The organism is Pantoea sp. ME81, from assembly GCF_903970985.1.
In the GTDB taxonomy this organism is placed as follows: domain Bacteria; phylum Pseudomonadota; class Gammaproteobacteria; order Enterobacterales; family Enterobacteriaceae; genus Pantoea; species Pantoea communis.
Window position 1 is genome coordinate 1 of record NZ_CAJCKS010000061.1, and the last position, 12848, is coordinate 12848.

Annotated in this window: 11 protein-coding genes; 8 read left to right on the forward strand and 3 right to left on the reverse strand. The window is 53.9% G+C overall.

Features of this window, described 5'->3' with window-relative positions; all coding sequences use genetic code 11:
- Window positions 1-231 precede the first annotated feature (231 nt).
- Window positions 232-1227, forward strand: coding sequence for a tRNA dihydrouridine(20/20a) synthase DusA (gene dusA, locus H7A81_RS13000; RefSeq protein ID WP_182057709.1), 996 nt, complete (start codon window positions 232-234; stop codon window positions 1225-1227).
- Window positions 1228-1612: 385 nt separating this feature from the next.
- A complete protein-coding gene (pspG, locus tag H7A81_RS13005) occupies window positions 1613-1879 on the forward strand; it encodes an envelope stress response protein PspG (RefSeq protein WP_034826939.1) in 267 nt (88 codons plus the stop codon).
- 185 nt (window positions 1880-2064) lie between these two features.
- Here the strand turns inward: pspG and H7A81_RS13010 are convergent, their stop codons facing one another.
- Entirely contained in the window at window positions 2065-3048 is a 984-nt protein-coding gene (locus H7A81_RS13010) for a quinone oxidoreductase (RefSeq protein ID WP_182057710.1), read from the reverse strand.
- Between the two features lie 73 nt (window positions 3049-3121).
- Between H7A81_RS13010 and dnaB the strand changes: the two genes are divergently transcribed.
- From dnaB to H7A81_RS13035, 5 genes are all read left to right on the forward strand, one after another.
- Window positions 3122-4528 carry a replicative DNA helicase gene (gene dnaB / locus H7A81_RS13015; protein ID WP_034826934.1) on the forward strand — a complete coding sequence of 469 codons (1407 nt, stop codon included), beginning with the start codon at window positions 3122-3124 and terminating at the stop codon, window positions 4526-4528.
- A gap of 128 nt (window positions 4529-4656) precedes the next feature.
- Complete coding sequence (locus tag H7A81_RS13020) at window positions 4657-5148, forward strand: Lrp/AsnC family transcriptional regulator (protein WP_034826932.1); 492 nt, start codon at window positions 4657-4659, stop codon at window positions 5146-5148.
- Window positions 5149-5378: 230 nt separating this feature from the next.
- Window positions 5379-5993, forward strand: a complete 615-nt coding sequence (locus H7A81_RS13025; RefSeq protein WP_084936102.1) for a YitT family protein — start codon at window positions 5379-5381, stop codon at window positions 5991-5993.
- A gap of 48 nt (window positions 5994-6041) precedes the next feature.
- Window positions 6042-7235 (forward strand): amino acid aminotransferase, encoded by a 1194-nt coding sequence (locus H7A81_RS13030; protein WP_155288004.1) that lies wholly within the window; start codon window positions 6042-6044, stop codon window positions 7233-7235.
- Window positions 7236-7423: 188 nt separating this feature from the next.
- A complete protein-coding gene (locus tag H7A81_RS13035) occupies window positions 7424-7780 on the forward strand; it encodes an MmcQ/YjbR family DNA-binding protein (RefSeq protein ID WP_034826926.1) in 357 nt (118 codons plus the stop codon).
- Here H7A81_RS13035 and H7A81_RS13040 read toward each other — a convergent pair whose 3' ends face one another.
- Together H7A81_RS13040 and uvrA are read right to left on the reverse strand one after the other, a co-directional pair.
- Entirely contained in the window at window positions 7781-8845 is a 1065-nt protein-coding gene (locus H7A81_RS13040; protein ID WP_034826924.1) for an NAD(P)-dependent alcohol dehydrogenase, read from the reverse strand.
- A 290-nt stretch (window positions 8846-9135) separates the two neighbouring features.
- Window positions 9136-11967 carry an excinuclease ABC subunit UvrA gene (uvrA, locus tag H7A81_RS13045; RefSeq protein ID WP_034826922.1) on the reverse strand — a complete coding sequence of 944 codons (2832 nt, stop codon included), beginning with the start codon at window positions 11965-11967 and terminating at the stop codon, window positions 9136-9138.
- 222 nt (window positions 11968-12189) lie between these two features.
- Between uvrA and ssb1 the strand changes: the two genes are divergently transcribed.
- Window positions 12190-12741, forward strand: coding sequence for a single-stranded DNA-binding protein SSB1 (gene ssb1 / locus H7A81_RS13050; RefSeq protein WP_034826920.1), 552 nt, complete (start codon window positions 12190-12192; stop codon window positions 12739-12741).
- The last annotated feature ends 107 nt before the right edge of the window (window positions 12742-12848 follow it).

The following is a 12848-nucleotide window of genomic DNA, read 5'->3' on the forward strand; positions in this document are numbered from 1 at the left end:
GGATCGGACCGGCGGTGATGTTCTCGTTACTGGGTGTCATTTCAACCTGGGTCGCCTTCAACACACGGGAAACCGCGCCGGTGAAAGTGGGCGAGCCCTCTCTGGCAGCCTCATCAACCTCAACAGCCCCGACGGTGTGAGTGAAATAACGGGCGGCTGTGTCGCCCGTTATTGCTGTGGTATCATTGCGCAGTTTCTCGTCACTCACTAACTCCGGATTTACTGCGTTTCATGACCGATACTTTCTCTTCGCAACGTTTTTCTATCGCTCCGATGCTGGACTGGACCGATCGCCACTGCCGTTATTTTCACCGTAAGCTGAGCGGCGATACGCTGCTGTATACCGAAATGGTGACCACGGGCGCCATTATTCACGGCAAAGGCGATTATCTGGCTTACAGCGAAGAGGAGCATCCGCTGGCGCTGCAGTTGGGCGGCAGCGATCCGGCAGCCCTGGCGCAATGTGCGAAGCTGGCGGAAGCGCGCGGTTACGACGAGATTAACCTTAATGTCGGTTGCCCATCCGATCGCGTGCAGAATGGGCGCTTTGGTGCCTGTCTGATGGCTGACGCCGCGCTGGTCGCAGATTGCATTAAAGCGATGCGTGATGTGGTGAGCATTCCGGTGACGGTGAAAACCCGTATTGGGATTGATGAGCAGGACAGCTATGCCTTCCTGTGTGATTTCGTTGGCACCGTGGCCGATAAGGGTAACTGCGATACCTTTATTATTCATGCGCGGAAAGCCTGGCTTTCAGGTTTAAGCCCGAAAGAGAACCGCGAAATTCCCCCGCTGGATTATCCGCGTGTGTACCAATTGAAGCGTGATTTCCCCGCGCTGACCATGGCGATTAACGGCGGCATTAAAACGCTGGAAGAAGCGAAAGTGCATTTGCAGCATATGGACGGCGTGATGATGGGGCGCGAAGCGTATCAGAATCCCGGTATTCTGGCGCAGGTTGATCGCGAGCTGTTCGGCCGTGATACACCTTTAGTCGATCCGGTTGCGGTGGTGCGTGCGATGTATCCTTACATCGAGGCAGAACTGAGCAAAGGCACTTATTTGGGCCACGTTACACGTCATATGTTGGGCCTGTTCCAGGGTATCCCAGGCGCGCGCCAGTGGCGTCGTCATTTAAGTGAGAATGCCCATAAGCCGGGTGCTGATGTACGGGTGCTGGAAGCGGCACTGGCGCTGGTCGCGGATAAGATTCCACAGGAAGCCTGATTGTAGGTGAGTCGCGGTGGGGCGGTGTGCCCGGCCATAAAAGGGCAGTCCGAACGCCAGGGAAAGCAAACCTCTGTGCCGATCTGCCGCGCGAACATTCGCCCCATTTTTGGGAAACGGCCCGATGCTGCGCATGGCTGAAAACGCTCTCAGCGTATTTGTCTCTGGCGCGGAAGCTTTGCTTTTCTGACGGGCCATTTCTGTCCCTTCAGAGGAGCATCGCTGCCGTTAATACGGTTTAAAATGCACCAATAATTAGTGAATTTCATCACTGCTGAAATACCTCCTCTGAATATAACATCTTATTTTTCAATGTATTAACCGTATGCCTATATTGGCACGTATCTTGTAATACATTCTGTGTTACTTACACAGGAGAGCCTTCGTGGAAATTTTATTTGTTATCGGCTTTTTTCTGATGCTGTTGCTGACTGGCGTTTCACTGCTGGGTGTTATCGCTGCATTGGTTGTTGCCACCGTTGTGATGTTCCTCGGCGGGTTATTCGCGCTTGTTATCAAGTTGTTACCGTGGCTGGTGTTGGCGGTGGTAGCAGTGTGGCTTTATCGCGCCTTTACGACACCGAGCGGTGAAGTGAAATTGAACAGACTGAAAAGAAAAATCAGTAAGTTAGAGCGTCGTGGTTGGCGCTAAATGCGGGAGCGATCACAGAGTCGGTAATTGCTTAGTACGAATCTGCAATTAAACATATTTTTTACTTATGTTTTCTGTCAGGATGCGTAAAGTAATTCAAAACGAATTCATCGCCGCTGACCCTACACCAGCGCGAACTATAAAAAGAAAGAAAAAAGGGCTTCCTTCGGGAAGCCCTTAACTTTTTAGGGAATCAGCAAGCTGGAACCTTGCGTGGCGCGGCTCTCAAGAACCTGATGCGCGCGCACCGCATCGCTCAAGGCAAACTTCTGCTCTTCTGGTACCTTCAGCTGAATCGCACGACTGGCAATTAACGAGAACAACTCGTTGCTGGCATTATCCAGTTCCTGACGATTGGTAATGTAACCAAACAGCGAAGGGCGTGTGACAAACAGCGAACCTTTCTTGTTCAGAATCCCAAGATCAACGCCGGTGACGGGGCCCGAGGCATTACCAAAACTCACCATTAAGCCATGACGACGCAGGCTATCGAGAGAAGGTTCCCAGGTATCTTTCCCCACCGAGTCATACACCACCGCGACCTTTTCACCGTCAGTCAATTCACTGACGCGCTGAGCGATATTCTCCTCGCGATAGTTAATGGTCGCCCAGGCACCGGCATTTTTTGCAATCTGCGCTTTTTCGGCGGAGCCCACGGTACCAATCAGATGCGCGCCCAGCGCTTTAGCCCACTGACAGGCAATCAGTCCCACGCCGCCCGCTGCGGCATGGAACAGGAAGATTTCATCGGCTTTCACTTTGTAGGTCTGACGCAGCAAATACTGCACGGTTAAGCCTTTCAAAAACGAGGCAGCACCTTGTTCAAAGCTAATGCTCTCCGGCAGGATCACCAGGCGCTCTTCCGCCACGTTATGCATTTCGCTATAGGCACCCAGCGCAGCCTGACAATAGACCACGCGATCGCCGGGCTTAAAGCGCGTCACGCCTGAGCCAACGCGTTTCACCACGCCAGCGGCTTCAGTGCCCAGCCCGGACGGGAAAGCTGCCACCGGATAGAGCCCGCTACGCACATAGGTGTCGATATAGTTGATGCCAATCGCCTTGTTTTCGACCTGAACCTCATTTTCGGCGGGATCGGCCAGCTCAAAATCGACCCATTGCAGTACCTCCGGGCCACCGTGTTGGTTGAACTGAATACGCTTTGCCATTCTGACTCCTGTGATTGTTCATCCTGGGACGGTATACTTGCGCGTCCCTTTCACGATCGGTAATGCATTCACTATGGCAGGAAATAAACCCACCAACAAATCCAACGAACCCCGCGATCGTCAGCTGGAAGGCGTGAAAATGCCGCCGCACTCTATTGAAGCGGAGCAGTCGGTGCTCGGTGGGTTGATGCTGGATAACGAACGCTGGGATAACGTCTCCGAGCGCGTGGTGGCGGATGATTTCTTCAACCGTTCGCACCGCATGATCTTCTCTGAGATGCAGCGTCTGCTGGAAATGGGCCAGCCGATTGACCTTATTACGCTCTCTGAATCGCTGGAAACACTGGGCGAGCTGGAGATGGCCGGTGGCTTTGCTTATCTGGCAGAGCTGGCGAAAAACACGCCAAGTGCGGCGAACATCGGCGCTTATGCGGATATCGTGCGTGAACGTGCCGTTGTGCGCCAAATGATCTCGGTCGCGAACCAAATTGCTGATGCCGGTTACGATCCGCAGGGGCGCAGCAGTGAAGATTTGCTCGATTTCGCAGAATCCAACGTCTTTAAGATTGCTGAACAGCGCGCCAATAAAGCAGAAGGCCCGCAGAACATTGAGCAAATTCTGGAAGCCACGGTCTCGCGTATTGAAGCGCTGGTGTCGACCCCACATGATGGTGTCACCGGAGTCGATACCGGCTACCAGGATCTGAACAAAAAGACCGCCGGTTTGCAGGGTTCAGATTTGATCATCGTGGCGGCGCGTCCGTCGATGGGTAAAACCACTTTCGCCATGAACCTGTGCGAAAACGCCGCGATGCTACAAGACAAACCGGTGCTGATTTTCAGTCTGGAGATGCCCAGCGAACAGCTGATGATGCGTATGCTGGCGTCATTGTCGCGCGTGGACCAGACGCGCATTCGTACCGGCCAGCTGGAAGACGAAGATTGGGCGCGCATCTCTGCCACCATGGGCATCCTGCTTGAGAAGAAGAACATGTTTATCGATGATTCTTCTGGTCTGACGCCCACGGAAGTGCGTTCGCGCGCGCGCCGCGTGTTTCGTGAGAATGGCGGTTTAAGCCTGATCATGATCGACTACCTGCAGTTGATGCGCGTGCCGGCGCTATCGGACAACCGTACGCTGGAGATCGCAGAGATCTCGCGCTCGCTCAAGGCCTTGGCGAAAGAGCTGAATGTTCCGGTAGTGGCGTTGTCGCAGCTTAACCGCTCACTGGAGCAGCGCGCCGATAAACGTCCGGTGAACTCGGATCTGCGTGAATCGGGTTCGATCGAGCAGGATGCTGACTTGATTATGTTCATCTATCGCGATGAGGTGTATCACGAAAACAGCGATCTTAAAGGGATCGCCGAGATCATCCTCGGTAAGCAGCGTAACGGCCCTATCGGCACAGTACGATTGACCTTCAATGGCCAGTGGTCGCGTTTTGATAACTACGCAGGGCCGTCTTACGACGACGAATAATCCTTTCCAACGAGATGCATGCACGATTTGTGCATGCATTTCACGTCATCAGAAAATAGTGTTGGACAACCTTGGCTTTAATCAGGTTATCTGTACCAAAGCGCACCCTATAACGCTGTGGAAGCAGAATGACTCAGGTAGACGATTACGACCTTAAGATATTGACACTATTACAATCTAACGGCCGCCTTACCAATCAGGAACTCAGTGATTTAGTCGGTCTTTCGGCGTCTCAATGTTCACGCCGCCGCATCAATCTCGAACAGGCAAACCTCATCCTCGGCTATCACGCACGGCTCTCGCCGGACGCGGTGGGTCTTGGCATGGTGGGCTTGATTGAAGTGCGTTTAAAGAATCACACGCCAGATTATGAAGAGAGTTTCCATCGCATGGTGGCAGAGGAGGATGCGATTGTTGATGCCTTCAAAACCACCGGTGATGCTGATTATCTGCTGAAAGTGGCCGTGGCTGATTTAGCCTCGCTGAGTGCGTTGATCAGTCAGCTGGTGGCCGGCCATCAGAGTGTGGCCCATGTGAAAACCTCCGTGGTGTTGAGCCGTTTAAAAGAGAACGGCTTGATGATTATCCCCGAGCACAAAACGCGCCAAAAAAGTGCATGATGTGCTAATCTGGTGCAATAAAAGCACATTGAATGCAAATAACGCGCACCAGAAAACAGATTTGTGCATGAATCAACGGTTGAATCTTGGGTTGATGCACAAAAACCTGCAATAAAAGCGCCTTAGATATCAATTGGATAATCGCTGGCACCCCATAGGTGGCGACTTAGCGCCGCCTATGTGGTGCGTTTTTTGCATTTGAACCGCATCATTTGCACTGAGATTACTCCATGGATAACGTTGTTCAACCCACTAAAGTTCCTCATTCACTGATTGAAGACGCGCTGGCGATTGTGCTCGGCACCTTAATGGTCTCCTTTGGCGTGATGATGCTGAAACAGGCGGGCGCGCTGACTGGCAGCACTGCAGGTATCGCGTTCTTAATCAGCTATCTGACGCACCTCTCTTTTGGTAGCGCTTTTTTCCTGATTAACCTGCCGTTTTACTGGCTGGCAGTGCGTCGCATGGGCTGGGAATTCACGATTAAAACGTTCTGCGCGGTGGGGCTGGTTTCACTGTTCACACACTTGCATCCGATGTTCATCCATTTTTCTGCGCTAAATCCGTTTTATGCGACATTGTTCGGTAACGTGGTGATGGGGATTGGGTTTATAGTGTTGTTTCGTCACAAAGCCAGTCTCGGCGGTATCAATATTTTGGCACTCTGGCTGCAGGACCGCATCGGTCTGCGCGCCGGCAAACTGCAAATGGCGGTAGATACCTGCGTGGTACTCGCTTCGCTTTTCGTGGTGTCGCTACCGATACTTTTGGCCTCAATTGCGGGCGCGGTGATCCTCAATCTCATCATCGCTATGAATCATCGTCCCGGCCGCTACATGGTTTAATGACGCCTCTTTACCGACTATTTATGACCAATCATGGAGATCTGCACCGTGTTTCAAAACGTTGATGCTTATGCTGGCGATCCAATTCTGTCGCTGATGGAAACCTTCAAACAGGACCCACGCGACAATAAAGTGAATCTGAGCATTGGTCTCTATTACAACGAGGCGGGCATCATTCCTCAGTTGCAAGCCGTGGCTGCGGCAGAAGAACGCCTGCAGGCGCAGCCGCATCAGGCGTCACTTTACCTGCCGATGGAAGGCCTGGGCCCATACCGTAATGCGATTGCACCGCTGCTGTTTGGCAAAGAACACCCGATGCTGAAGGCCGGCCGCATTGCTTCCATCCAGACGTTGGGTGGCTCCGGTGCACTGAAAGTAGGGGCGGATTTCCTCAAGCGTTACTTCCCGCACTCAAATGTGTGGGTGAGCGATCCGACCTGGGAAAACCACATCGCAATTTTCAACGGTGCTGGTTTCGACGCTCAGACTTATCCGTGGTACGACGAAGAGACCAACGGTGTGAAGTTTGATGCGTTTATTGCCAAGCTGAAAACGCTGCCGAAGCAATCTATCGTGCTGTTGCACCCATGCTGCCACAACCCGACGGGTGCGGATCTGACGAACGCACAGTGGGATGAAACCACCGAAGTATTGAAAGCGCAGGAACTGATTCCGTTCCTCGATATCGCTTATCAGGGCTTTGGTGCCGGTATGGAGCAGGATGCTTACGCGATTCGCGCGATTGCGGCTGCGGGCTTGCCAGCACTGGTCAGCAACTCATTCTCGAAAATCTTCTCGCTGTACGGCGAGCGCGTTGGCGGCCTGTCCATCGTGTGCGAGAGCGCAGAAGAATCTGCACGCGTGCTGGGTCAGCTGAAAGCCACCGTGCGTCGCAACTACTCCAGCCCACCAAACTTTGGTGCGCAGGTAGTTTCTTGCGTACTGAACGATGAAGCACTGTTGAACAACTGGCTGGCCGAGGTGGAAGCGATGCGCCTGCGCATCATCGAAATGCGCCAGACGCTGGTCAACGTATTAAGCACCAAGCTGCCAGGCAAAAACTTCGATTACCTGCTGAAGCAGCGCGGCATGTTCAGTTACACCGGGTTAAGCGCGCAGCAGGTTGATCGCCTGCGTGATGAGTTCGGCGTGTATCTGATCGCCAGCGGCCGCATGTGTGTGGCTGGCCTTAACAGCCGCAACGTTAACCAGGTGGCTGAGGCCTTTGCTGCCGTGATGTAACGCACTTCACAGCAGGAGAAAACCGCCATGCCTTCGGGCTGGCGGTTTTTTTATGCGCGTTATCTGGTGCCACCGCCTTTACCTTTGGCTGACTTGCTGCACACTTAAACGGTGTCATGACGTCTGTAGTGAAGCCGATGGCAGACGTCATCGGGCCTCACATCGGCCTCTACCAAGGAGAATACCGCATGAACATTTCGGATCTCCTCACCTACTGCATGAGCAAATCGGGTGCGGAGCAGAGCTATAAAAATGAATGGGATGCCACACAGGTAAAAAGCGAAGGCGTACTGTTTGCCATGGTGCATGAGGTGAAAGGGCGTCCGGCGCTCTCGTTGAAAACCTCGCCTGCGCTGGCTGATTTATTGCGCGAAGAGCACAGTGATGTATTCCCGAGCGAGCATCTAAATAAGTCGCACTGGAGCACGCTGTGGCTGGATGGATCCCTAAAGGATTCGCAGATTTATTATCTGGTGGAAGCTTCCTGGCAACAGGCTGACGCCACGCGCGCGGCGGGCGTCAGCCATGATGAAGACGCGCGCTAATTAAGCCGCTGACTCTTCACGCAGGGTGTTGATATCAATCACGAAGCGGTATTTCACGTCGCTTTTCAGCATACGTTCGTAGGCTTCGTTAATCTGGTTCATGGCGATCAGCTCGATATCTGAAGTGATACCGTGCTTGCCGCAGAAATCCAGCATCTCCTGGGTCTCAGCGATACCACCGATCAGTGAACCGGCGATGCTGCGACGTTTGAAGATCAGATTAAAGACCTGTGGAGCCGGATGATCGTGCTCTGGCGCGCCCACCAGCGTCATGTTGCCATCGCGTTTCAGCAGGGCAATAAACGGGTTGAGATCGTGCTGAGCAGCCACGGTGTTGAGGATGAAATCGAAGCTGTTGTTGTGCTGCGCCATTTGATCAGCATCTTTCGAAATCACCACTTCATCAGCACCCAGGCGCTTACCGTCTTCAATCTTCGATGGTGAGGTGGTGAACAGCACCACATGCGCGCCCATCGCATGCGCGATTTTCACGCCCATATGGCCGAGGCCGCCCAGACCGACGATGCCCACTTTCTTACCTGGACCGACGTTCCAGTGACGCAGCGGTGAGTAGGTGGTGATACCGGCACACAGCAGCGGGGCAACGCCTGCCAGCTCAAGGTTTTCCGGCACGCGCAGCACAAAGCTTTCATCAACCACCATGCTGGTGGAGTAACCGCCGTAGGTGATGGCGCCGGTTTCGCGATCTTCACCGTTATAGGTGCCAACAAAACCGTTTTCGCAATACTGCTCCAGTCCTTCCTGGCAGCTTGGACAGCTGCGGCAGGAGTCAACCATACAGCCGACACCGACCAGATCGCCCACTTTGTATTTGTGAGTGTGGCCGCCAACGGCGGTAACGCGTCCAACGATCTCATGGCCTGGCACCACCGGGAAGATGGTGTTTTTCCATTCGTTGCGCGCCTGATGCAGGTCAGAGTGGCAAACGCCACAGTACAACACTTCAATCTGCACATCATGAGCGCGCAGCTCGCGCGGCTTATAGTCGAACGGGGCGAGTTTAGTTTTCGCGTCCTGTGCGGCATAGGCATGCGTAATATTCATGGTGTCTCCAATCGGGTGTGTCGTGAGTGTTTTGCGGGATCCCGTTCAGCGAGCTGAAGGGACAAAGGCGTAACGAGCTACGCCAAAAAGGAACTGTGTAAGGATAGTCAGCAGGATGAGATGCGTATATGCCTGAAGTTGTCTGATTCTTGCCTGTTTCTGCATTTTGCTGCGGAATCTGACAGCGAGGTATCAGGCCCGACTGACTGCAATATTCAGCGAGTAAACTAGAGAGTGCGGCGTCTGTGGATTGAAAGAAATAAGAAGGCCCGCACTGCGGGCCTTCAATTTTACTTCTTCTTCAGCATCGGCTTAAGGAAGCGTGCGGTGTGGGATTTTTCACACTCCGCCACGGTTTCTGGCGTGCCTGAAATCAGGATTTCGCCGCCGCCGCTACCGCCTTCTGGGCCGAGATCGACAATCCAGTCAGCGGTTTTGATCACGTCGAGGTTGTGTTCAATCACCACAATGGTATTGCCCTGATCGCGCAGCTGATGCAGCACTTCCAGCAACTGCTGAATATCAGCAAAGTGCAGACCCGTGGTTGGCTCATCAAGGATATAGAGCGTCTGCCCGGTACCGCGTTTCGACAGCTCACGCGCCAGTTTCACACGCTGCGCTTCACCGCCTGACAGCGTGGTTGCAGACTGACCGAGGCGAATGTAGGACAGGCCCACGTCGATCAGCGTTTGCAGTTTACGCGCCAGCGCAGGGACAGCATCAAAGAACTCACGCGCTTCTTCGATAGTCATATCCAGCACTTCGTGAATGCCTTTGCCTTTGTATTTAATCTCCAGCGTTTCGCGGTTGTAGCGTTTGCCTTTGCACTGATCGCACGGCACATACACATCCGGCAGGAAGTGCATTTCGACCTTGATCACGCCATCGCCCTGGCAGGCTTCGCAACGTCCACCGCGCACGTTAAAGCTGAAGCGTCCTGGATTGTAGCCACGGGAACGTGCTTCAGGTACACCGGCAAACAGCTCACGCACCGGAGTGAAAATGCCGGTGTAAGTAGCAGGGTTCGAGCGCGGCGTACGGCCAATTGGGCTCTGGTCAATGTCGATGACTTTATCGAAATGCTCCAGACCGGCGATCTCGCGATACGGCGCCACTTCCGTGGTGGTCGCGCCGTTCAGCTGACGCTGCGCAATCGGGAACAACGTATCGTTAATCAGCGTGGATTTACCGGAACCGGATACACCGGTGATACAGGTAAACAGACCCACCGGAATCGTCAATGTGACGTCTTTCAGGTTGTTGCCGCGCGCACCGGTAAGTTTCAGCACTTTTGCCGGATCGCCTTTCACGCGTTGTTGCGGAATGGCGATTTCGCGCTTGCCACTCAGATACTGACCGGTCAGCGAAGCTTCGTTAGCCATAATGGCATTCACGTCACCCTCAGCCACCACCTGACCGCCGTGCACACCCGCGCCAGGACCGATATCAATCACGTGGTCAGCGGCGCGAATCGCATCTTCATCGTGCTCGACCACAATCACGGTGTTGCCGAGATCGCGCAGGTGAATCAGCGTACCAAGCAGACGTTCGTTATCGCGCTGATGCAGGCCAATTGAGGGCTCATCCAGCACATACATCACGCCCACCAAACCCGCACCGATTTGACTTGCCAGACGAATACGCTGCGCTTCGCCACCAGAGAGGGTTTCTGCGGAACGCGACATCGACAGATAATTCAAACCGACGTTAACGAGGAAGCTCAGGCGATCGCCGATCTCTTTCAGGATTTTTTCGGCGATCTGCGCGCGCTGCCCGCTCAGTTTCAGATTGCGGAAGAAGTCGGTGGCATGGCCAATACTCATCTCAGAGATGGTCGGCAGGTTGGTATTCTCAACAAATACATGGCGTGCTTCACGGCGCAGGCGTGTGCCTTCGCAGCTGGTGCAGGAGCGGTTGCTGATGAATTTCGCCAACTCTTCACGCACCGCATTGGATTCCGTCTCTTTATAACGGCGTTCCATGTTGTGCAGCACACCTTCAAACGGATGACGACGTACCGAAGTGTCGCCCCGATCGTTGATGTATTTAAATTCGATACTCTCTTTGCCGGAACCGTACAGAATCACTTCACGCGCTTTGTCGCTCAGGCTGTTAAACGGCGCTTCGACATCGAAATCCAGATGCTCTGCCAGCGAGCGCAGCATCTGGAAGTAATAGAAGTTGCGGCGATCCCAGCCACGAATTGCACCGCCAGCCAGTGACAGTTCAGGGTTCTGCACCACACGATCGGGATCGAAATACTGCTGCACGCCGAGTCCATCACACGTTGGGCAAGCGCCGGCTGGGTTGTTGAACGAGAACAGGCGCGGTTCCAGTTCACTCATGCTGTAGCCACAAATAGGGCAGGCAAAGTTAGCCGAGAACAGCAGCTCTTCGGCATCGCTGTCATCCATGTCGGCGACGATGGCGGTGCCACCACTCAGTGCCAACGTGGTTTCAAAGGATTCGGCTAAGCGAGTTGCCAGGTCATCGCGCACGCGGAAGCGGTCCACCACGACTTCGATGGTGTGTTTTTTCTGCAGTTCCAGCTTTGGCGGATCGGAGAGATCACAGACTTCGCCATCGATACGGGCGCGGATGTAGCCTTGCGCCGCGAGGTTTTCCAGCGTTTTGGTGTGTTCGCCTTTGCGATCTTTCACCACGGGTGCCAGCAGCATCAGACGACGGCCTTCTTCCTGCGCCATCACCTGATCCACCATCTGGCTCACGGTCTGTGCCGCCAGCGGAACATCGTGATCCGGGCAGCGCGGCTCACCCACACGGGCAAACAACAGACGCAGATAGTCATGGATTTCAGTAATCGTGCCGACCGTCGAGCGCGGGTTATGCGATGTGGATTTCTGCTCAATAGAAATGGCGGGCGAGAGACCTTCAATATGGTCCACGTCCGGTTTCTCCATTAATGAAAGAAACTGGCGCGCATAGGCCGAGAGCGATTCAACATAGCGACGCTGACCTTCGGCATACAACGTATCAAACGCCAGCGAAGACTTACCGGAACCCGACAGACCGGTGACCACAATCAGCTTATCGCGAGGGATGATCAGGTTGATATTCTTCAAATTATGGGTGCGAGCACCGCGGACTTCGATCTTATCCATTCACCTTTCCCGGATTGAACAACACTCGCCATGCCTTGCCAGCATGACCAGCAGAAACGCGTTAGTATGGCACAAAAAATAAACTGAATAAATATCCAGTGTTTTTGCTATTCTGTGTGCCAAATAAAAATTGCGAGCCTGCTCTGAAGTGGGCACCGTCATTGTGACGTGATACAATTTTTGGCTTAGACTTTTAGCATCAACTCATCGGGAGACAGCAACATGGCCAGTCGTGGCGTAAACAAAGTGATTCTTGTCGGGAATCTGGGTCAGGATCCGGAAGTGCGCTACATGCCAAATGGTGGCGCGGTAGCCAACATTACGCTGGCCACGTCGGAAAGCTGGCGCGACAAGCAAACCGGTGAAAACAAAGAGATCACTGAATGGCACCGCGTTGTGCTGTTCGGCAAACTGGCTGAAGTGGCGGGTGAATACCTGCGTAAAGGCTCTCAGGTTTACATCGAAGGCCAGCTGCGTACCCGTAAATGGCAGGATCAGAGCGGTCAGGAAAAATACACCACCGAAGTGGTTGTTAACGTTGGCGGCACCATGCAGATGCTCGGTGGACGTCAGCAGGGCGCGAACGCAGGTGGCGCACCGATGGGCGGCCAGGGCGGCGGCAATAACAACGGTTGGGGCCAGCCACAGCAACCTCAGCAGCAGCCTCAGGGCGGCAACCAGTTCAGCGGCGGCGCACAACAGCGTCCGCAGCAGCAGAGCGCACCGGCGAACAACGAACCGCCAATGGACTTTGACGACGACATCCCGTTCTGAGTCAACGCTCACGCATAACTACTCGCTAAGGCCTCGTTTTACGGGGCTTTTTTGTATCTGGCTCTCAGGTTTCTCAATCAAAAGAAGGGACGCATTTCCCATCAAGG

What these genes read in the sequence shown, in the direction of transcription:
- dusA (WP_182057709.1), top strand. Translation starts at nt 232, where the DNA reads ATGACCGATACTTTCTCTTCGCAACGTTTTTCTATCGCTCCGATGCTG.
- H7A81_RS13010 (WP_182057710.1), bottom strand. Translation starts at nt 3,048, where the DNA reads ATGGCAAAGCGTATTCAGTTCAACCAACACGGTGGCCCGGAGGTACTG.
- dnaB (WP_034826934.1), top strand. Translation starts at nt 3,122, where the DNA reads ATGGCAGGAAATAAACCCACCAACAAATCCAACGAACCCCGCGATCGT.
- H7A81_RS13020 (WP_034826932.1), top strand. Translation starts at nt 4,657, where the DNA reads ATGACTCAGGTAGACGATTACGACCTTAAGATATTGACACTATTACAA.
- H7A81_RS13025 (WP_084936102.1), top strand. Translation starts at nt 5,379, where the DNA reads ATGGATAACGTTGTTCAACCCACTAAAGTTCCTCATTCACTGATTGAA.
- H7A81_RS13035 (WP_034826926.1), top strand. Translation starts at nt 7,424, where the DNA reads ATGAACATTTCGGATCTCCTCACCTACTGCATGAGCAAATCGGGTGCG.
- H7A81_RS13040 (WP_034826924.1), bottom strand. Translation starts at nt 8,845, where the DNA reads ATGAATATTACGCATGCCTATGCCGCACAGGACGCGAAAACTAAACTC.
- uvrA (WP_034826922.1), bottom strand. Translation starts at nt 11,967, where the DNA reads ATGGATAAGATCGAAGTCCGCGGTGCTCGCACCCATAATTTGAAGAAT.
- ssb1 (WP_034826920.1), top strand. Translation starts at nt 12,190, where the DNA reads ATGGCCAGTCGTGGCGTAAACAAAGTGATTCTTGTCGGGAATCTGGGT.